23 protein-coding genes are annotated in these 19,397 nt (G+C 60.0%); 3 read left to right on the top strand and 20 right to left on the bottom strand.

The features are described 5' to 3' along the window. The first annotated feature begins 159 nt into the window (after positions 1 to 159). Together pcoE and ACNQ0W_RS03485 are read left to right on the top strand one after the other, a co-directional pair. On the top strand, positions 160 to 594 hold the full coding sequence (gene pcoE / locus ACNQ0W_RS03490) for a copper resistance system metallochaperone PcoE (protein WP_000723069.1): 435 nt from the start codon (positions 160 to 162) through the stop codon (positions 592 to 594). Positions 595 to 1,022: 428 nt separating this feature from the next. Continuing rightward, positions 1,023 to 2,048: a TerC/Alx family metal homeostasis membrane protein gene (locus ACNQ0W_RS03485; protein ID WP_015571505.1), complete on the top strand. Its 1,026-nt coding sequence runs from the start codon at positions 1,023 to 1,025 to the stop codon at positions 2,046 to 2,048. Between the two features lie 60 nt (positions 2,049 to 2,108). Here ACNQ0W_RS03485 and ACNQ0W_RS03480 read toward each other — a convergent pair whose 3' ends face one another. The 3 genes from ACNQ0W_RS03480 to ACNQ0W_RS03470 all read right to left on the bottom strand — a co-directional run bounded on the left by ACNQ0W_RS03480 (position 2,109) and on the right by ACNQ0W_RS03470 (position 4,586). Continuing rightward, positions 2,109 to 2,771 (bottom strand): HAD family hydrolase, encoded by a 663-nt coding sequence (locus tag ACNQ0W_RS03480; RefSeq protein WP_003861228.1) that lies wholly within the window; start codon positions 2,769 to 2,771, stop codon positions 2,109 to 2,111. 106 nt (positions 2,772 to 2,877) lie between these two features. Further along, a complete protein-coding gene (locus ACNQ0W_RS03475; RefSeq protein ID WP_062933341.1) occupies positions 2,878 to 3,672 on the bottom strand; it encodes an SDR family NAD(P)-dependent oxidoreductase in 795 nt (264 codons plus the stop codon). Between the two features lie 32 nt (positions 3,673 to 3,704). After that, positions 3,705 to 4,586: a LysR family transcriptional regulator gene (locus ACNQ0W_RS03470; RefSeq protein ID WP_062933342.1), complete on the bottom strand. Its 882-nt coding sequence runs from the start codon at positions 4,584 to 4,586 to the stop codon at positions 3,705 to 3,707. 99 nt (positions 4,587 to 4,685) lie between these two features. On the opposite strand from ACNQ0W_RS03470, the gene ACNQ0W_RS03465 reads away from it, so the two are divergent. Next, on the top strand, positions 4,686 to 5,192 hold the full coding sequence (locus tag ACNQ0W_RS03465) for a phenolic acid decarboxylase (protein WP_032649776.1): 507 nt from the start codon (positions 4,686 to 4,688) through the stop codon (positions 5,190 to 5,192). A 58-nt stretch (positions 5,193 to 5,250) separates the two neighbouring features. On the opposite strand, the gene acpT is transcribed toward ACNQ0W_RS03465, so the two are convergent. Genes acpT through ACNQ0W_RS03380 form a run of 17 tightly spaced genes read right to left on the bottom strand, consistent with a single transcriptional unit; the run spans position 5,251 to position 19,296 of the window. Then, complete coding sequence (gene acpT / locus ACNQ0W_RS03460) at positions 5,251 to 5,844, bottom strand: 4'-phosphopantetheinyl transferase AcpT (RefSeq protein ID WP_032649774.1); 594 nt, start codon at positions 5,842 to 5,844, stop codon at positions 5,251 to 5,253. Positions 5,845 to 5,846: 2 nt separating this feature from the next. Beyond that, positions 5,847 to 7,076: a beta-ketoacyl-ACP synthase gene (locus ACNQ0W_RS03455; protein ID WP_017384107.1), complete on the bottom strand. Its 1,230-nt coding sequence runs from the start codon at positions 7,074 to 7,076 to the stop codon at positions 5,847 to 5,849. Beyond that, on the bottom strand, positions 7,073 to 7,804 hold the full coding sequence (locus ACNQ0W_RS03450) for a 3-ketoacyl-ACP reductase FabG2 (RefSeq protein ID WP_026080665.1): 732 nt from the start codon (positions 7,802 to 7,804) through the stop codon (positions 7,073 to 7,075). The genes ACNQ0W_RS03455 and ACNQ0W_RS03450 overlap by 4 nt, the downstream gene beginning before the upstream one ends. Further along, entirely contained in the window at positions 7,798 to 8,271 is a 474-nt protein-coding gene (locus ACNQ0W_RS03445; RefSeq protein WP_062933385.1) for a hypothetical protein, read from the bottom strand. The genes ACNQ0W_RS03450 and ACNQ0W_RS03445 overlap by 7 nt, the downstream gene beginning before the upstream one ends. Then, the gene (locus ACNQ0W_RS03440; protein WP_062933343.1) at positions 8,271 to 9,437 is read right to left on the bottom strand and encodes a beta-ketoacyl-[acyl-carrier-protein] synthase family protein; all 1,167 of its coding nucleotides are present in this window, start codon (positions 9,435 to 9,437) and stop codon (positions 8,271 to 8,273) included. Before ACNQ0W_RS03440 ends, ACNQ0W_RS03445 begins: the two co-directional genes overlap by 1 nt. Before the next feature lies 1 nt (position 9,438). Then, positions 9,439 to 10,017: a DUF3261 domain-containing protein gene (locus ACNQ0W_RS03435; RefSeq protein ID WP_062933344.1), complete on the bottom strand. Its 579-nt coding sequence runs from the start codon at positions 10,015 to 10,017 to the stop codon at positions 9,439 to 9,441. Continuing rightward, on the bottom strand, positions 10,014 to 12,335 hold the full coding sequence (locus tag ACNQ0W_RS03430; RefSeq protein WP_062933345.1) for an MMPL family transporter: 2,322 nt from the start codon (positions 12,333 to 12,335) through the stop codon (positions 10,014 to 10,016). Before ACNQ0W_RS03430 ends, ACNQ0W_RS03435 begins: the two co-directional genes overlap by 4 nt. Beyond that, complete coding sequence (locus ACNQ0W_RS03425) at positions 12,304 to 12,909, bottom strand: outer membrane lipoprotein carrier protein LolA (RefSeq protein ID WP_062933346.1); 606 nt, start codon at positions 12,907 to 12,909, stop codon at positions 12,304 to 12,306. Before ACNQ0W_RS03425 ends, ACNQ0W_RS03430 begins: the two co-directional genes overlap by 32 nt. Continuing rightward, entirely contained in the window at positions 12,906 to 13,328 is a 423-nt protein-coding gene (locus ACNQ0W_RS03420; RefSeq protein ID WP_006812302.1) for an acyl-CoA thioesterase, read from the bottom strand. Before ACNQ0W_RS03420 ends, ACNQ0W_RS03425 begins: the two co-directional genes overlap by 4 nt. A gap of 3 nt (positions 13,329 to 13,331) precedes the next feature. Further along, the gene (locus ACNQ0W_RS03415; RefSeq protein WP_062933347.1) at positions 13,332 to 15,023 is read right to left on the bottom strand and encodes a glycosyltransferase family 2 protein; all 1,692 of its coding nucleotides are present in this window, start codon (positions 15,021 to 15,023) and stop codon (positions 13,332 to 13,334) included. Continuing rightward, positions 15,014 to 15,364: a hydroxymyristoyl-ACP dehydratase gene (locus ACNQ0W_RS03410; RefSeq protein ID WP_047745709.1), complete on the bottom strand. Its 351-nt coding sequence runs from the start codon at positions 15,362 to 15,364 to the stop codon at positions 15,014 to 15,016. The genes ACNQ0W_RS03415 and ACNQ0W_RS03410 overlap by 10 nt, the downstream gene beginning before the upstream one ends. After that, positions 15,351 to 16,697, bottom strand: a complete 1,347-nt coding sequence (locus tag ACNQ0W_RS03405; protein WP_062933348.1) for an acyl-CoA synthetase — start codon at positions 16,695 to 16,697, stop codon at positions 15,351 to 15,353. The genes ACNQ0W_RS03410 and ACNQ0W_RS03405 overlap by 14 nt, the downstream gene beginning before the upstream one ends. After that, the gene (locus ACNQ0W_RS03400) at positions 16,690 to 17,289 is read right to left on the bottom strand and encodes a hypothetical protein (protein WP_062933349.1); all 600 of its coding nucleotides are present in this window, start codon (positions 17,287 to 17,289) and stop codon (positions 16,690 to 16,692) included. The genes ACNQ0W_RS03405 and ACNQ0W_RS03400 overlap by 8 nt, the downstream gene beginning before the upstream one ends. After that, positions 17,261 to 17,512, bottom strand: coding sequence for an acyl carrier protein (locus ACNQ0W_RS03395; RefSeq protein WP_003861262.1), 252 nt, complete (start codon positions 17,510 to 17,512; stop codon positions 17,261 to 17,263). The genes ACNQ0W_RS03400 and ACNQ0W_RS03395 overlap by 29 nt, the downstream gene beginning before the upstream one ends. A gap of 11 nt (positions 17,513 to 17,523) precedes the next feature. Further along, entirely contained in the window at positions 17,524 to 17,781 is a 258-nt protein-coding gene (locus ACNQ0W_RS03390) for a phosphopantetheine-binding protein (RefSeq protein ID WP_003861263.1), read from the bottom strand. Continuing rightward, the gene (locus ACNQ0W_RS03385) at positions 17,762 to 18,577 is read right to left on the bottom strand and encodes a lysophospholipid acyltransferase family protein (protein WP_062933350.1); all 816 of its coding nucleotides are present in this window, start codon (positions 18,575 to 18,577) and stop codon (positions 17,762 to 17,764) included. The genes ACNQ0W_RS03390 and ACNQ0W_RS03385 overlap by 20 nt, the downstream gene beginning before the upstream one ends. Beyond that, positions 18,574 to 19,296 (bottom strand): beta-ketoacyl synthase chain length factor, encoded by a 723-nt coding sequence (locus ACNQ0W_RS03380; protein ID WP_417933172.1) that lies wholly within the window; start codon positions 19,294 to 19,296, stop codon positions 18,574 to 18,576. Before ACNQ0W_RS03380 ends, ACNQ0W_RS03385 begins: the two co-directional genes overlap by 4 nt. Between the last annotated feature and the right edge of the window lie 101 nt (positions 19,297 to 19,397).

The following is a 19,397-nucleotide window of genomic DNA, read 5'->3' as shown; positions in this document are numbered from 1 at the left end:
TAAACAGAGGCGGTTTTTTATAATTATTCATAAATCAGGAGCAGCGTGATAACACAATCACCTGGTTCCTGGAGTGATGATTAACCCGCCCTGAGATCAACTGCTTTCTCTGTTATAAGCCATTGATTGTTTGGGTATGTAAACACCGGAGACCCAACCATGAAAAAGATTCTCGTATCATTTGTTGCCATTATGGCTGCCGCTTCATCTGCCATGGCTGCAGAGACAATGAACATGCATGACCAGGTAAATAATGCACAGGCACCTGCCCACCAGATGCAGTCATCTGCTGAAAAAAGTGCAATTCAGGGAGACAGCATGACAATGATGGATATGAGCAGTCACGATCAGGCCGCAATGTCCCATGACATGATGCAAAACAGCAATTCTGCTGCCCACCAGGACATGGCTGAAATGCATAAAAAAATGATGAAAGCTAAACCCGGAGCTACCAACGAAACAGCAAAGTCATTTTCTGAAATGAGCGAGCATGAGAAGGCCGCAGCTGTACATGAGAAGGCGAATAATGGTCAGTCTTCCGTTGTTCACCAGCAGCAGGCTGATAAGCATCGCAGTCAGATCACCCAGAATTAACCCGCAGCTCCACTTGTTAGACCCTCATTTGACGCCGAAGTCACTGGCTTACGCTCCCGTCCGGGAGCGTTTTTTTTCCCATATATCAAACTTTAACTCTGAAGAGGTGGAAGTATCTGACCAACACTGTCACGTAACGCCAGATAACTACAAAAACACCTTTTTCCTCCTGTAAATTGCAGTTCCTGCAAGAACATCAAGGCATAATGTTGGAACAGCGTGTGATACACACTTAGCATCATGTTTTGTATGTGTTTTTTTAAAACTTTACAACTTTAAAGTCTTTTTCAGGTTAAAGGATACAACTTTAATGTCTCTACACAGCTGAAAAGAACGGTTAATATTTATTTTTTTAGCGTGCTGCGTCCTTAACGGGTCCACGCTTTTTATTGTGTGCATGGTGTTTTGTCTTCTTAAAAGGGTTGTCTATGTCTGCTGCTCATCTCGGTTTCCCGACGGAAACCGTTGTTGTCTTCGTGGTGATGGCCGTTGGGGCGATGTTTATCGACCTCTTCATGCACCGTCACGATAAACCGATCTCGCTGAAAAGCGCGGTCATGTGGTCCATCTTCTGGGTCATGATGGCGATGGCCTTCGCCGGATTCTTATACGTGCACCACGGCGCGGAGATGGCCAGTCTGTTCCTGACCGGCTATGCGCTGGAAGAGGTGCTCTCCGTCGACAACCTGTTTGTGATGATGGCGATCTTCGCCTGGTTTGGCGTGCCGGATAGATATCGTCACCGCGTGCTCTACTGGGGCGTGCTCGGGGCGATTGTGTTCCGCGGTATTTTTGTCGCCATCGGCACCAGCCTGCTGAGCCTGGGGCCGTATGTTGAGGTCATTTTTGCGCTGGTCGTCGGCTGGACGGCGGTGATGATGCTGAAACGCAATGAAGAGAGCGATGAAGTCGAAGATTACTCCAACCATCTGGCGTACCGCCTGGTGAAACGCTTTTACCCGGTGTGGCCAAAAATCAGCAGCCATGCGTTTATCCTGACCCAGAAAGAGGTGGATGCCGAACTGGAGAAGCCTGAAAACAAGGATGTGATGGTAGGCCGCGTGAAGAAGGCGAAGCGCTACGCGACGCCGCTGCTGCTCTGCGTCGCGGTGGTGGAGTTGTCCGACGTGATGTTCGCCTTCGATTCCGTACCCGCAATCATTGCCGTCAGCCGTGAGCCGCTGATTATCTACAGCGCCATGATGTTCGCGATCCTCGGCCTGCGTACCCTCTACTTCGTGCTGGAAGCGCTGAAGCAGTATCTGGTGCATCTGGAGAAAGCGGTGGTGTTACTGCTGTTCTTCGTGGCGTTCAAGCTGGGGTTGAATGCGACCGACCATTTCTGGCATCACGGTTATAACATCGGCGCCACGGCAAGCCTGTTTGTGGTGCTGGGGGTACTGGCGCTGGGGATTATTGCGAGCGTGATGTTCCCGGGAAAACGTGAAGCCTGATGTACCGCTTTTCTCCCTCTCCCTGTGGGAGAGGGCCGGGGTGAGGGCATCGGGCCGCACCTAACCCTTAATTGGTGAATTTCGGCGCTTGCTCGGATGATGAAAATGCCGCCAGTGCGGATCCTGCGCCGCCGCCAGCAACTCGTGGTCGCCACGCGTGTCGCCCCAGGCGCGCAGGTGATACGCGTTCAAATCCCCATACACCTTCTCCAGCCTCGCCACCTTCTGGGCACAGCGGCAGTTGTGGCCGGTGATCCGCCCGGTCAGCTTGCCGTCTTTCACTTCCAGCTGCGTGCCAATCAGCTTAATGCCGAGCTTATCGGCCCACGGCTGCAATACCAGCGCCGGGGAAGCAGAGCAAATCGTCACTTCCGCACCGGAATTGACCTCGTTGGCGACGGCCAGCACACCTTCCGGGCGCATCAGCTTGTTCCAGTATTTTTCACAGAAGGCTTCCGCCTGCTGACGTAACCAGTGCTCATCCACCCCCGTCAGGAAGGTTTTAATCAACACCTCTTTCAGCTCATCTCGCGTCAGCTTGCGGCGCACACAGTGCAGCGTAGGCAGGGCCATGCGCACCAGTCGGCCAGCAAAGTAGCGCTTGCCAAAGGCAAAGCGCAGGAACGGGATAAAACTGTCGTGGTGCGTCAACGTACCATCAAAGTCAAAGACAGAGAGCACGCTGGACTTCGCCACGGCTTCGTCGGCAATCATATTGGTCATAAATACGTCTTAGCTGAAATACACATTCTGTTCACTAGTTTACCTGCTTTACCTTCATAGTCCTTATATCAGGTCGCATTTTTTCCTGAACCTGTGGCCTGACGGGTCAAACAATGTCATCCACCACGCCGCCGTCAACGCGCAGCGCCGCGCCGGAAGTCGCGGAGGCCTGCATGGAACAGACATACACCACCATATTCGCCACTTCTTCCACCGTGGCGGCGCGCTGGATCACCGAGCTGGGGCGATTCGTCATCACGAACTCTTTCGCCAGCTGCTCCAGCGATTTACCGGTTCTTTCGATCTCGTCTTTCATCATCGCGGCAAAACCGTCCGACATTGTCGGGCCCGGCAGCACGCTGTTCACCGTCACGCCGCTGCCTGCCACGAACTTCGCCAGGCCGCGCGCCAGCGAGAGCTGGGCGGTTTTTGTCACGCCATAGTGGATCATATCCGCAGGAATATTGCAGGCCGATTCTGATGAGATAAACACCACGCGACCCCAGCCCTTTTGTACCATGCCGGGCAGCAGGGCACGAGAGAGGCGCACGCCGGACATCACGTTGGTTTGCCAGTAGCGTTCCCAGGTCTCGTCGTCGGTGGAATAAAAATCCTGCTGGCCATAGATCCCGGCGTTATTCACCAGAATATCGACGTGCGTGGCGACCCTGAGCAGTTCGTCAACGCCCTCCTGCGAACTCAGATCGGCGATGGCGGCACGAACCTGTACGCCAGGCACCACCTGCTGTAGCGCCTGAATGCCTTTGTTCACCGAGTCGACGCTGCGCCCGTTCACGATCACTTCCGCACCGCTCTCCGCCAGCCCGCGGGCGATGGCAAACCCAATACCGCCGGTGGACGCGGTCACCAGCGCCACTTTCCCCGTTAAATCAATTTTCATCATTCGCTCCTTGTCATCTTATGGTTCAAAACTTAAAGCGTAGCAGTTGTCGATGACGGCTCCTGTTTAAAAAGGCGCAACAGCGTCTCAACCTGCTCGTCCAGCGGGCTGAGGGAGCGTTTGACGATGAGGTGCAGCGGCGTGGCGCGACGTACGCCGTGGCTGAGCGGCAGCGTTTTAAGGATGCCCTGCTGGAGCGGGGTCTGAATGCGTTCTTCCGGTAACCAGCCGTAACCAACCTGATACATCACCGCTTCGATCGCGGCATCGATGGTGGAGAAGGTCCACGACTCCCCGGTGGGGTGAGCGGTGGGCTGGCTGTCTGCGATCTGAATGCGCGGCCACGGTCGTAGCATCTCGTCGTTGAGCGGTGTATCCAGCGCAAACATCGGGTGCGCGTGATGCGCGACGGCAACAAAATCGATATTCATCAGCCATTCGCCCAGGCCGGTAATGTCCTGGCGGCGGGTTAAGACCATCACGTCGGCTTCATCATTGAGCGCATCCGCGCGGCTGTTTTCCAGCACCTCGGTAAGCCGCACCTGCGTTTGCGGGTACAGCTGCTGAAACTGGCGCAAAATCGCGAACAGCCGGCTGCGCGGGAAAATACTGTCTACCATCAGGTCGATACGGGTTCGCATCCCGCTGCGCAGGGTCGCAGCGCGCGTTTCCACATAGGCGAAGGCTTTCAGCAGCGGTTTAACCTGATTCAGCAACAGCTCACCCGCCGGGGTCAGCACGGCACGCCGTCCCTCTGTCATCAGAAGCGCCACGCCCAGCCGCTCCTGCAACAGCGACAGGTTATAGCTGACCGAGGACTGGCTGCGGTGGGTCTCTTCCGCCGCCTTAGCGAAGCTGCCCGCCTCGATGACTCTCTCCAGCAAGGCCCACTGTTCGAGCGTCGTCTTGTGCATAATTAATCTAAATTTTGGATGAATTTGATTCAAACATAGCGTTATTTATTCATTTTTTGAAGGGGTACGATCGTCTCATCAAAACAAAGGAGACATCGTATGAGCACCTTCGATAAACATGATTTAAGCGGCTTCGTCGGCAAACATCTGGTATATACCTACGATAATGGCTGGAATTACGAAATTTACGTTAAAAACGAAAACACCCTGGACTACCGTATTCACAGCGGTCTGGTGGGCAACCGTTGGGTGAAAGATCAGCAGGCCTACATTGTCCGTGTTGGGGAGAGCATCTATAAAATTTCCTGGACGGAGCCAACCGGTACCGACGTGAGCCTGATCGTGAACCTGGGCGACCGCCTGTTCCACGGCACCATCTTCTTCCCGCGCTGGGTCATGAATAATCCGGAAAAAACCGTCTGCTTCCAGAACGATCACATTCCGCTGATGAATAGCTACCGTGATGCCGGGCCAGCGTATCCCACCGAAGTGATTGATGAATTTGCCACCATCACCTTCGTGCGCGACTGCGGTGCGAATGACGATAGCGTTATTGCGTGCGCGGCCAGCGAGTTGCCAAAAAACTTTCCGGAAAATTTAAAATAAGATCGGGAACACGTGAACGAGACATCGGCCATGTTGGTTTAACCGGCATGGCCGTTTTTTATGCCGCAGAAATACCGGAGTAAGTAACCGCTTCCGCCGTTAAGGTGAAAGGCGTAGGGGTACAGACCGCCAGGCTCAGCGAGCCGAAGCGTAGCTGACTGACCGGGAGCGACTGGGCGGTGCTGTCAATGCTGACAATCTGCCACGCGCTGCCGCCACGCTGTTTGACGATCGCCTCTTTGCGTGTCCAGATGCGCCAGAATGCGGAAAGCTGCTCTTCCGGCGCTTCACGTTCCAGCTCGTCATGTTCGGTGAGGCTGAAAACGGCATTCGCCAGCGCCTGCCAGTTCTCCCGCGGGCGGATCACTTCGATATCGCAGCCCACTTCACCTTCATCGCTCATCAGCAGGGCAATATCGTCCCCGCTGTGGCTCAGGTTAAACCACAGCGGATGGCCGTTAGCGAAGGCCGGTTTTCCCTGCTCGCCGTAAATTATCTCGGGAAGCGGTGAGGGGGATAACGTTCTGGCGAGCAGCGTCCGGCCTGCAAGCCAGGAAGCGTGTCGTGCACCCTGAGGTGCCATGTCTGCGAGCGTTGACGCCAGCGGGTCCGCGCTAAGGGTGGAGATCTTTCCCAGTACAAACTGGTACATAGTTACGCCCAGCGTTTAATGATTATCGAGGTATTGATGCCGCCAAAGGCAAAGTTATTGCTCTGAATAAATTCGCAATCAATCGGGCGGGTTTCCCCCATAATATAATCTAAAGCGCCGCATTGCTCATCCGGTTGTCTTAAATTGAGCGTCGGCGTGAACCAGCCCTCCCGCATCATGTGCAGACTCAGCAAGGCTTCCAGCGCGCCGCAGGCACCCAGGGTATGGCCGAAATAACTCTTTAAGGATGAGATGGGCACGCTGTCGCCGAAAATGGCGGCGGTCGCCTGACTCTCGGCGATATCCCCGCGATCGGTTGCCGTGCCGTGGGCAGAAATGTAGCCAATCTCCTGAGGGCCAAGGCCCGCCATCGCCAGCGACTGCGCCATACACACCTGCATGGTTTCCCGCTGGGGCTGGGTGATGTGCGCCGCATCGCAGTTGGTGGCAAAGCCCACGATCTCGCCATAGATTGTTGCCCCGCGCGCTCTGGCGTGATCCAGCGCTTCCAGCACCAGCGTGCCCGCCCCTTCGCCAATAACCAGGCCATCGCGCTGAACGTCAAACGGCGACGGCGTGGTTTTTGGCGCGTCGTTACGCTGGCTGGTGGCAAACAGGGTATCGAAAACCGCCGCTTCCGACGGGCACAGCTCTTCCGCGCCGCCTGCCACCATCACCGTCTGGTAGCCGTGACGAATCGCTTCCCAGGCGTAGCCAATCGCCTGGCTGCCAGAGGTACAGGCGCTCGAGGTGGGGATCACCCGTCCGCGCAGGCCAAAGAACAGCCCGGTATTCACCGCCGTGGTGTGCGGCATCATCTGCACGTAGGTGGTGCCGGTGATGTTGTGGGTGTGCTTTTCGGTGAGCATAGAGGCAAACTCGCTGACCGGCCCGGTGCTGCCGGTCGACGAGCCGTAGGCGATGCCGGTCTGACCGTTGGTCAGCACCGCGTCGTCGATCAGTCCCGCCTGCTCCAGCGCCAGCTCGGTGGCGCGGGTAGAGAGCAGCGACACCCGGCCCATGGCGCGAATGCGCTTACGGGTATAGTGAGCGGGGAGGGTGAAGTCTTCAATCGGCGCGGCGAGCAGGGTTTGCAGGCCGTCATACGCCTGCCACTCCGTCATGGTACGCACCGCATTTTCATACTCGCGCAGACGGCGCGAGATGGTCGGCCAGTCCTCGCCGAACGCGGTGACGCCGCCCATGCCCGTAATCACTACCCGGCGGGTCATAGCATGCCTCCGTTAATCGAAATCACCTGACGCGTCACATAGCCTGCTTTATCCGACATCAGGTAACTCGCCAGCCCGGCGACCTCCTCGGCCTGGCCCATACGCTGCATCGGAATCATCGACATCGCCGCGTGCAGCGCGGCTTCGTCCATCTCGATCATGCCGGTATCGATCAGCCCCGGCGCGATGCAGTTGACGGTGATTTTGCGTTTTGCCAGCTCGGTGGCGAGCGCTTTGGTGGCGCCGATGATCCCGGCTTTCGCCGCGCTGTAGTTCACCTGCCCACGGTTGCCCATAATGCCTGACACCGACGACAGGGTGATGATCCGCCCGCCCTTGCGGGTGCCGATCATCGGCATAATGCAGGGATGAATGACGTTATAAAAACTGTCGAGATTGGTGTGGATCACGCTGTCCCAGTCATCGTCGCTGAGCGCCGGAAAAGCACCGTCGCGGGTAATACCGGCGTTACTGACCACGCCATACCACGCGCCGTGGTCAGCGATCTCCTGTTCCAGCACCGTGCGGCACTGCTCGCGGTTGCTCACGTCGAAGGTGAGTAAACGGCCCGCGCCGCCTGCCTGGACAATCGCTTCCAGCGTCTCCTGCGCGCCCGCTTCATCACGATGGTAATGCACGCCGACGGTGAAACCGTCCGCCGCAAGCTGAAGGGCGATAGCGCGGCCAATGCCTTTGCTGGCGCCGGTGACCAGTACGGATCTCATGATGGTGTTCCCTGGTTGAAAAGTGTGGTTAATTCTTCCTCGCTCGGCTGGAAGGTGTTCACGCGGCCCGTGGCGAGGGAGACACTATCCGCATGAATGGTGCACTCGAAGCTGCCAAAGCGTTCATCCTGCATCAGACGTTCGATGGTGATGATCAGCGTGCTGCCTGCGGCATAATGCCCTGCGTCGCACACCAGCTCGCGCGCGCCCAGCACCATGCCCAGCGCACAGTGCGGCAGCCCTTTTTGCATCCGGTGCCATTCAGACCAGACGCCCACGGTCTGGGCCATCAGCTCCAGCGCAAACCAGCCAGGCAGGTTGCCGTCCGCGTCCAGGAACGGAGCCAGAACGCCCCGATCGTTCACCGTCACGCTGCAAACGGCGCGGTCATCGGTGACGTTTTCCACGCTCTCAAGCAGCAGCATCGGCGTGTCGTGAGGAAGATAATCCCCGGGAGGTAAGTAGCGCATCATACCCTCCCCAGCAGAAGGCTGGCGTTGTTGCCGCCAAACGCGAAGGAGTTTGACAGGATCGCCGGTTTATTCAGCGGTGCGCTCTGGTGCAGCAGGCCGAAGGCGGGCAGGGTGTCGTCTGGTGCGTAGCGGGAAAAATCCTGCGGCGGCAGCGGCAGGTCTCGGGTCAGGATCAGCCAGCTCAGGGCGGCCTCGGTGATCCCCGCTGCGCCCAGCGTGTGGCCGGTAAGATGTTTCGTGGAGCTGCACGGCACGCGGTCGCCAAAGAGATCGTGGATCACCTGCGCCTCAATGCGATCGTTCAGCGGCGTGGCGGTGCCGTGCAGGTTGATATAGCCGACGTCCGCCGCCGTCATGCCCGCCTCGTTCAGCGCCTGGTTGATGGCGCGGATTGCCCCTTCGCCCTGCGGATGCGGGGCGGAAATATGGTACGCATCGCTGGATTCCCCCGCGCCCAGGAGCGCAACCTCGCCCGGCTCGCGGGTCAGCACCATCAGGGCCGCCGCTTCGCCAATGGTGATCCCCCGACGGTTGCGGCCAAACGGTTCGCACAAGGTCGGGGAGAAGGACTCCAGGCTGTTGAAGCCGTTGACCGGCATGCGGCTCAGGCTGTCGGCCCCGCCGACGATGGCGACGTCCACCAGCCCGGCGTCGATCAGGCGCCGACCGCTGATGATCGCCCGCGCGCTGGAGGAGCAGGCGGTTGAGATGGTATACGCCGGGCCGTCCAGCGCAAGCCAGCGGGCGAGAAAGCGCGACGGATCGCCCAGCTCCTGCTGCGGATATTGCCACTGCGGGCTGCTCTCGCCGTTCTGCGCGCGGCGTACGTACTCATCACCCTCGTCCAGCCCGGAGGTGCTGGTGCCCAGCACAACCGCCACGCGGTCGCGCCCCACGCGCGCAATGGCCGCATCGACGGCGGGCCGGATTTGCGCCAGCGCCGCCAGCAGCAGCTGGTTGTTGCGGCTGCGATGCGCAGAAAAAGACCCGGGGACAGGGGGAAGTTCACCCTCCACGCCCCCCAGCACGGCCTCGGGTAAGCCCTGTAACCAGCCTGCACGCTGGCGCATCCCGGGGGCCACACCAGCGATCAGGTTCGCCGCTATTTCATCAGCCGAGTTGCCGAGCGCGTTGACCATGCCAACGGCAGAAAGGTAAATCATCTCAGTCACCCAGATATTGAATGGTGATGTGGTAGTGAAAAGCGTGCTGCACAATGCTAATCGGTTCGCGCCTGCCGTTACGGTTCAGGTAGACAATTTCCGTGACCAGTTTGCCATCGGGGTTGCGCAGTTCGCGTCTGGTGTCAGTATCGTTCAGCGTCCAGCCTTTCGGCAACTGCGGCTGCCAGGCGCTGAGCGGCCAGTGGCTCAGCATCACGTCGGCCAGCACCTGGCTGGCGGGCGGCAGCTGCGGCATCACAACCGACTGCTCGGTGTGGATCCCGGTGTCGTCGTAGGTGGCGAGGAACAGGCGGATCCCGACGGAGGAGAGGCCGGCAAGCGCCACTTTATTTCCATCGGCGTTCAGCATCACCAGCAGCGACTGGGTCTGGCCTTTAAAACTGCCGGTAAGCAACTGCTGCGCGCGGATGGCAGGCGTGATGCCCGGCGGGGGCAGCGTGACGCGGGTGCCGGGCTGGAGCCAGGCCTGAGGGCGCGCGTCATCGCGGTTCGTCGTATGGCTACACCCCGCCAGCAACAGGGCCATCATCACTGCCGCCAGGCGAATGAAACGGGTCATGGTAAGTTCTCTTTGTTAGACGGCATCGCCAGCGGGGCGAGCAGGAACGCGGTGAAGATACCGCTCACCAGCACAATGCCAAAGCTGCTGATGGCCTGAGTGGTGCTGAACACCAGCATCCCCAGCGTCAGCAGGGTAGTCATCATGGCGAGGGTAATCGCCAGCATGGAGGTCAGCGGCGTGCCGCGCGGGTTGCTGAAAAACAGCGTGTAGTTAATGCCAATGCCGAGGACCAGCACCAGCGCCAGCAGGGAAAACAGGTTCACCGGATGGCCCGTCACGGCCAGCGCCGCCAGCCCGCCGCCCAGCGACAGCACGGACGGCACCAGCGCCACCAGCCCTTTTCGCCAGCCGAGGCGTAGCATCGCGCCGCAGGCAATCACCGCCAGCGCCACGCCCAGCAGCCCCGTCAGCAGCGAGCGGTAGAGCGCAAACAGGCTGTCGAAGCTGGCCTTACGGTCAACCCAGACGACCCCGGGATGGCGGGCGGCCAGCTCACCGAGCGCGGCGCTGTTTCTGACGCCATCGACCGGAACCAGAACACCGCTTTTGCCGTCCGGCAGCGTCAGCCACAGCAAACGCCAGCCTTCGCTGGCCGGGCTGGCGAGCCACGCTTCCACGCTGACAGGCATGGCGTTCAGGTTCGGTTCACTGGTCTTCAGCCCCGTGCTTTGCAGCATTTTCATCACCGTCGGCGCGGCGTTACGTAGCAGATGCAGATCGCTGTTCTGCCGCGCCAGCGAGTTCAGCGGCAGGGTGCGCCAGCGGGTTAATTCACCGGCTTTTTGCGCCTGCGCCAGCGCCGGGGTGAACGCCTCCAGCCGCTCCAGCGTTTCCTGAGCCGACGCGCCGTACACCACGAACCACTTCTGATCGACATTTTGCCCGGTCAGGGCGGTGATGGTTTTTTCCTGCGCCAGAATGTCCTGCGGCAGCGCCTGAAGCCGGGCGATATCGTCATCCACCCGCAGGCTGGCGATCCCGATGGCGGAGAGCAGAGCCAGCGCGACCGGCAGCCCGACGGAGAGGGCTTTACCGTCGCGCCAGGCGTTCAGCCAGCGCTGCATCATCCCGCTCAGGGGGACCGGGCGGACCGGCATGCCCCGGCACAGCCACGGATGCCAGAACATTACCGTCAGGCACGAGGCGCTCAGCCCTGCGGCGGCGAACACCGCCATCTGACGAATGCCGGGGAAGGGGGCCAGCATCATGAAGAGATACGCCACGACGGTGGTCAGCAGCGCCAGCAGCAGCGCGTTACGTACCTTCGCCAGGCTTTGCCAGGGCGAGTGCTCCGCGCCGTGCACCATCCGCTCCGTGAGGTAGTAAATCGTATAGTCCGCCGAGATGCCGATAATGCTCATGCTCATCACCAGCGTCATCAGGTGCAGTTCACCGAACAGCAGCAGCGTCACGACCGTCCCCGCCAGCGCGCCGATGGCAATGGAGAGCAGGCTCAGCAGCAGCGGACGCACGGAGCGAAACACCGACACAATCAGCAGGATCACCCCGAGCACCGTGGCGACGCCAAGCGTGGAAATATCGTTTTTAGCCTGCTGGCTGGCGTAATCGCTGTAGAACACCGTCCCGCGCGAGAGCAGCTGCGCCTGTGGATACTGGCTTTTCAGCGTCTGCTGCAACGCGTTAAGGGTAGTCACCAGCTGGTGGGTTTGCTGCATATCAAACGACGAGCCCGCCAGCTCGCCGTGCAGCAGATACCAGTAGTTCCCGGCCGCGTCTTTTGTCACCAGCCAGCCGTCCATCAGCTGCATCTTCTGGCTGTTCTTCGCCAGCGCGAGCTGCGCGCCGCGCATCAGCATCAGCGGATCGTTTTGCAGCTCCTTGCCGCTCACGCCGGAAAAGGCGGAGTAGAGCTGGGACAGGACCCACTGGGCCTGTGCTTGACCGCCGTTTTGCAGGCGGGCGCGGGTGGCCGGATCGACCAGGCCATTGCGGTGTTGCCAGAAGAAATCTCCCCAGGCCTGTTGCCCGGCGGCATCCAGCGGACCTTTTACGACACTCAGCGCCTGGCTGCGTTGCAGCAGAGTTAACCACTGCTGCGCCACGCGCGGGTCTGGCTGTTTGCCGGGGCTGACCAGCCAGATGAGCTGGCGGTCGAGGCGCTGCATAAATCCGTCGTTGAGAGCGGGAGGGATCGCGCCGAGCGTCTGTTTCGGCAGCATGGCGAGCACGCTGCTGTTCAGCCGCGCGCCGGGCAGCAGCGACAGCAGCATGCCCAGCAGGATCAGGCATACCGCGGCCCACAACAGCGACGGGCGCAGGGCGTTACGGTGCGGCAAAGCGCTGGCGTTCTGCATCGGTCAGGCGGGCGGGCGTCAGTTGGTGGCGGGAGAGGGCGATATCCGTCGTGTCGCCCTGCTTATCGTTCAGGCGAATGGATTCCAGATAGATCGCGCCCTTCAAATCAAGGGTGGAGAAAATCTTGTCCAGCGGCGTGGTGACGGGCGTCAGCACCAGCGACCAGCGGCCTTCGCCCAGGTCTTTGAAATCGATGCGGAAGTTCTCTTCCAGCACCTTGCGGTCGGCCTGGAACAGCGCCCGCAGCAGATGGTTGAACTGGAACATCTGCGGGTTAGTGTCGGCGGTAATGGTCTGCGGCGACTGACCGTTGACGATCTGCACCATCCGTTTGTCATCCAGCAGCAGCGTCATCGGGAACGGCGCTTTTTGATCCCACAGCAGGCCATTGTCACGGGCGATCAGCATCTCGCCCTGCGAGCGCAGGGGCTGAGGCATATCCTTGATCGTGCGGATCTGTTCGAAGTGTGCGCGCACTACCGGTTGCTCCGCAAACCGCTGTTGCAGTTCATCCAGCGTGATCGCGTTCACCAGCGGGCTTACCAGCAGCGCGAGTAGCGTTATCCATTTCATGGCGCGATCCCCATGCGTTCGAACAGAATGGCCGGGCTGACAAAGCACATCTCCCGGCTTGCTTCTTCCACCGCCACCTGAATGGTGTAGCCGGTGGTGGTGCGTTTCCCGGTTTGCGCGTCGAAGATTTGATAGGCGATGCGCAGACGGTTTTCAACCTCTTCAATGTGGGCGCGGACGCGAATGCGCTGCTCGAAGGTCACCGCGTCGCGGTATTTCACCCGGGTATCCACCACCGGCCAGACGTAGCCGGACGCTTTCATCTGGCGATAGCCGTAATCAAACTGGTTGAGCAGCGCTTCGCGGGCAATCTCAAAGTAGCGGAAGTAGTTGCCGTGCCACACCACGCCCATCATATCGACATCGTGGAACGGAACGGTGATTTCAACTTCAGCCGTAAAGCGGGGATCGGTCAGCACCCTTTACTCCTTCTCGTTGACCTCTGGCAGCTGCCAGAAATCGAAAAAATTAAACCAGTCGAGCGGCGACAAGAGCGCGTAATGCTCCAGCCGCTGCGCATAGCGGTCGACGGTCTGCTGTAGCGCCTGCTGGCGCTCGCCGCGCGGCAGCAGCAGCGGGTCGGCAAACGGCTCGCAGTGCAGGGTCAGCTTTCCCTGCTGGCAGAGGGCAAAAATCAGCACCACCGGGCAGCGCAAAATGGACGCCAGGATAAACGGCCCCTGCGGGAACGGCGCGGGCTGGCCCATAAATTCGCTCCATATCACCCGCCAGCTGCCGCCGCGCTGCGGGGTGACGGCGATGCGATCGCCCACGATCGCCACCCATTCGCCGCGATCCAGCTTCTCTTTAATGAGGATCGCAGTCTCCGGGCCAATGTCGGTGACCGGCATCAGGTGAATGCCCGCCTGCGGCGCCATCTCCTCCATCACCTGCTTAAAGCGTCTGGCGTTGTCGCTAAAGACCAGCGCGTTGATGGTTTTCGCCCCTTCGCGCTGGGCCAGCGCCCGGCAGGCTTCCACATCGCCAAGATGCGACGCGAGCAGCAGTTTGCCCTGAGGATCGTCGAGCCCCAGCGCCTCCTGCGCGCCTGGCGCAAAGACCAGATCGCGATGGAGTTTCATTTCGCCGCGCCAGCTGGCCACTTTATTCAGCATGGCATGACCGAAGCGCAGGAAGTGGGAAAAACTGTTAAGCCGCGCGGGTTGCGGCATTTGCCGCTGTGCCATCACCGTTTTAACCCGCGCCAGCCACTGCTGCGACGCCTGACGCGCAGAGCGGGCGGTCAGCCAGTAGACGGCGGTAACCGGCCACAGCAGGGCGGTAAACGCCTTTCGCCCCAGCAGCTGCCAGACGCGCAGCATCAGGCGCATGCCCCATAATCCTTTCACCTCCTGCTGCTGCGCCCAGTGCTGCGAGCGGCGACGCATCAGCAGGGAAGGAATGCGCGGCAGCATGCCGAGAAACAGACGGGTATGCATCAACGAGATGCGCACGTTGTCTTTCAGGGCATCGAAATGGGATACCCCGTCCGGCGGATAGGTTACGCGGGTGGGCAGAAAATAGCTGGTGTTGCCCTGCCAGTAGAGGCGCACCATCACTTCGGTATCAAAATCCATCCGCCTGCCGAGCGGCGTGGTTGCTGCAAGGCGCAGAACCGGGGCTATCGGGTAAACGCGAAACCCGCACATACTGTCTTTCAGTTGCAGGGAGAGGGTTTCAATCCAGACCCAGACGTGCGTTATCCAGCGCCCATAAAGGCGCGAACGGGGGATCGAGTCATCGTAAACGGGCTGCCCGGAAATGAGCGCATCGGGATGACGCCCGGCCAGCGCCAGCAGTTTGGGAATGTCCTCGATAGCGTGCTGGCCGTCAGCGTCCACCTGAACGGCGTGGGTGAAGCCGCGATCGGCGCAGGCTTTCAGCCCCTGCATCACCGCCGCGCCTTTGCCGCTGTTTTCGGCCAGCCGCAGTAGCGTGACCTGCGGACGATCCGCCGCCAGCGCTTCAAGCGTGCGGCGCGTGGTCTCATCGCTGCCGTCGTCCACCACCAGACAGGGCAGATCGAAAGGCGCCAGGCGCGCCAGCACCGAAGCCATCATCGCCCCGTGGTTGTAGCAGGGGATCAGCACGCAGGGGCGGAAGGTTACTGACATAAGCGAATCTTCCCGCTGCTGGCGGTGTGGCGCTCGTTACCCGCATGGCGCTGGTAGCTAAAGGTCAGCAACTGGCGTTCAGGCTGCCAGGCAAGGAGCAGCGTGACCGTGTTCTTCGGCAACAGCGGGGCGGCGAACTTCACGTTCTGAATACTGTGAAAACGGTAGCCCGACGCCAGCGCGGCGGCGTAATGCATTACCCAGTCGAGCTGCGCCACGCCCGGCAGTAGCGGCTGTACGGCGAAATGTCCCTTAAACCAGAGCAGGTCAGGATCAAGATAAAAGGTTATCTCCAGATGCTGTGGATCGGGCTGGAGGCGCCCGATTTCAGGGATCTTCATGAAACAACTCCTGTAGCTGCGCAGTCACGCGCTTGTTCATGCTGTTGACCGGGATTTCATCAACGATCCGCCAGTAGCGCGGCACAGCAACCGGTTCAAGCCAGGGGCGAAGGGCGCGTCGCCAGGCGAGCTCCTGCGCTTTTTTGCCCTGTTCGTGTTGCTGACGCACCGCTTCATTCAGCACCAGCAATACGCCAATGCCCTGACGCCCGCCGCGCGTCACCGTCAGCGCGGCGGCCTCGCGGATGCCGTCCAGCGCCAGCAGGCGGCGCTCAATGTCATCGAGCGAAATGCGTTTATCTTCAATTTTGACCACCCGACCGCGACGCCCGACGAGGCTGAACTGCCCGTCAGCCGTGAAGTGCAGGATATCATCCAGCAGGACCCCCTCCGCCTCGGGGATCAGCGGCGATATCACGCGATCGTCGTGAAACGTCACGCCGGGAAAAGGCTGCCAGCGCGTGCTTTCCTCCTGACGGTAGCGCCAGGCCATTACGCCTGTTTCCGTGCTGCCGTATATTTCATCCGGCCAGACGTTGAGCCAGGCCTGAACCGCGGCGACCTCCTGCCAGGGCAGCGCGCCGCCTGCGGAGACGAGCAGGTTAACGGGGGGCGGCGCCAGCGACGCGTCCAGCCGCTTGAGAAACGCCGGACTGCTGATGAAAAGATAGCGTTTATCGTCGGGAAGGGCAGAGAGCTGCTCGGCATAGTTGAGCAGGCTGGCATGCAGCGGCAGGCCGAGCGCCATGGGTAATACGACACGAAACGTCAGGCCATACAGGTGGTGCAGCACCACGGAAGCCACGACGTGACAGCCCGCCAGACGCTCGCCAAAATGCGCCGCCAGCAGACGAGCCTCACGATCAAGGCTGACCACCGGCTTACTGACCCGCTGCGGCGTGCCGGTCGAGCCGGAGGTGTAAAGCTCGATCGTGCGCATCTCACCGATGGCAGGCAGCGGTGAAAAGAGATGACCTGCCCGCTGAGCGGAAGCCACCCGCAGCTGTCGCCCCTGAAAATCGAGTGTGGTGTCGCTCAGGACGCCGCTGAACAGCGCCCGCTGTTCGTTAAGCTGCGCCGCCCGGCTGTGCCCGGGGAGGACCGGCGTTTTACCCGCATGCAGCGTCGCCAGCAGCGCAACAATAAACAGATAACCGTTTTCGATGCACAGCGCCCAGCGCTCGCCATCTTCACGACGCAGGGTGTCGACCAACTGGGTGACGTCGTGGCGCAGATCGCCAAGCGTCCAGAGGCGGTCGTCCTGCCAGGCGACAGGGGTGTCGTCAGGGCGGGGTGCACTGAGCCACTGGCTAAGCGGAAGAGGGTTAAGCATCGTTTTTCATCACCCGTTGTCGCACCAGCCACTCGCCAGCCATCAGCGTGCCCATCAGGAGATAGGCAATCATCCCGTTCCACAGCGTCCACAGACGGATATCGGCGTGTAATACGGTAAACAGCGCGATCGCCCCGTTGATAATAAAAAAGCCGCACCAGACCTGGGTAACCCGGCGCGTGTAACGTACCCCGACGGGGGAGAGAGCCGGTTCACGCAGGCGCGCCAGCCGTTCGACGACAGGCATTGCCGTCCACAGCGAACCGCCAAACACCACCAGCATCACCAGATTCACCACCACCGGATAAAACAGCACCCACTGGTGCGCGTGCAGGACGTAGCTCGCCGCGCAAAGCGCTATGCCAGCCAGCGCCACGCTCACGAACAGATAACGCAGGGGGCCGCCCTGCCGACGGGCCTGGCAGACGCGCAACAGCAGCACCAGCGCCATCACGGGCAGTATCCCGTGCAGGCTATTATTCGCCAGCCCGAAGCCGATCAAAAACGGCCATGCCAGCAGCATCAGCCCCGTCAGGGCGGGAAGAACTGGAATCGAACGCACGTTACGCGTCGCGCTGAAGCTGTTCCACAACGTCCACGACGTCCTGCACCGTGCGCACCGCTTTGAAGGTTTCAGGCTTGATTTTATGGCCCGTTTTCTTTTGCAGGTGCACCACCATATCGACGGCATCAATGCTGTCGAGGTCCAGATCCTCGTAAAGACGTGCCTCAGGGGTAATATCCTCCGGGGCGATTTCAAACAGCGTAATAAGAAGCGCAGAGACTTCCTGATAAATCGTTTGTTGTTCTGTCATAGCGGTCATTCTCAGGCGCGTTGTTGATGGATAAAAGCCGCGAGCGTGGCAACGGAATAGAAGTGCTGACGCATCTCGTCACTTTCGGCAGAAAGCACTACGCCGTACTGATTTTTTACCGCCAGCCCCAGCTCAAGGGCGTCGATTGAGTCCAGACCGAGGCCGTCGCCAAAGAGCGCGGCGTCTGTATCAATATCCTCTGGGGTAAGTTCTTCCAGATTCAGCGTAGAGATAATGAGATTCTTAATTTCAAGATAGAGCGCTTGCATCTTTCGTTCCTGACAAAGATTGAAGACCGGTTGTTAACTGATGCTGCATATGCCGGTTTAACTGCCTTGCTGCCAGCGCGGGTTCGTGCTGACTCGCATCATAAAAATCATGAATGTTGATGCGTTCGCGAACATCCACGGTGAAAACAGGTTTATTGGGGGGCACGTTATACCAGCTGCTCTGTTTATCCAGCATCCGTTCGCTACAGTGGATCACCACCACGCGCACGGCGCTGTTGCAGCGAACGGCGATATTCGCCGCCCCACGTTGCAGGGTCATGGCTTTCCCCACCCGGGTGCGGGTGCCTTCAGGGAAGATAAGCAGGGTGTCGCCCTGGGCCAGACGCTGCTGGCTTGCGGCAAGCAGCGTGTCGGCTTCGCTGTTAATCAGATAGTCAGCCGCGCGGATCACGCCGCTGACGAACGGGTTACGCAGCAACGCGCTTTTCACCAGACAGTCGGTTTCGTTCATCACCGACGCCAGCAGAACGTAGTCCAGCAGCGAGGGATGATTCGCAATCACCAGACAGCCCCGCTCGGCGCGCAGAACGTCCAGGTTGTTGAAACGGTAATCCAGTACCCCTGCACCCCGTACCACCGCGAGGAACAGGCGAAAACTGGCAGAAATAGTGCGGCGTGCCAGGCGGCGACGTTGAGTGCGGTCGCGCTGGAAAATCAGCAGCAGATTAAACCACACCAGCGACAGCGTCAGCCCGCCGAGGCCGAACAGGGCGAAGCACAATCCGGTCATAAGCATCCGCCATACCCGATCGAGGCGGGAACGTAACCCTCTCATTGGCGCGTCCATTGCCACAGCAGGCGCTCGCCCGGCAGGGTAAACTGGCGCTCGTCCCGCAGGTAATGGCGCAGGAACTGGAGGCTTTGCGGCAGCGCGGGCTCTTCAGGCGTGCGGTTGACGTGCGTTTCGTAGCTGAGCGTATTTCCGGCCTCAATCACCAGCGCCAGCGCGTAGGGCCAGACGGGCATCTGCGGCGGCAACCCGGCGTGATAAAAATCAGGCAGCAGACCGTCGAAATCCACCAGCAACACGCGGGAGTAGCCTGCATGCAGCAGGCTCAGCACGTCGCACAAGCTCTGCTGGAAGGTATCCATACCGGCGGAGACCGACGAAGAGACAACAGGCTGACGCGCGGCGATAGTGAGATTGCCGACCGCCGAGTTGTGTACCGACATGGCAAAATCGGTGGGGGAAACGGGCTGTTCTGCCGCCAGGGCCTGGAGAATACGGAAATTGCGCTCCAGCTCCCCATGACGGCTGCTGTAGACGACGGCGTCGATGCGGTGTTTGCGCAGCATCATCAGGCCAAGATCGACGGCCAGCCTGCTGCCTGAATTCAGGCGGCGGGCGGTCATCATCGGCAGATCGGTCAGTTTCGCCAGCGGTGCCGCGGGATCGATGGCGTCAGACCGGCGTGACCATGCCTGCCATTCGTCGGCATCGCTGAGTCCTGGCGCTCTTGCCTGCCAGTCGATAAGGGTAAGTGTAAATTTCATCTACGCGCGTCCGCGATAAACCTGTTTCTGTGACTTTTTCTTCGCCAGCGCGATTTGCTGCGCACATCGTACAATGTTGTCGTCGCGCTGGCGAATAAACG

Source organism: Enterobacter cloacae complex sp. 6730903 (assembly GCF_048283985.1).
Classification (GTDB): Bacteria; Pseudomonadota; Gammaproteobacteria; order Enterobacterales; family Enterobacteriaceae; genus Enterobacter; species Enterobacter hormaechei_C.
This window is presented reverse-complemented; position numbering and strand designations above follow the sequence as displayed.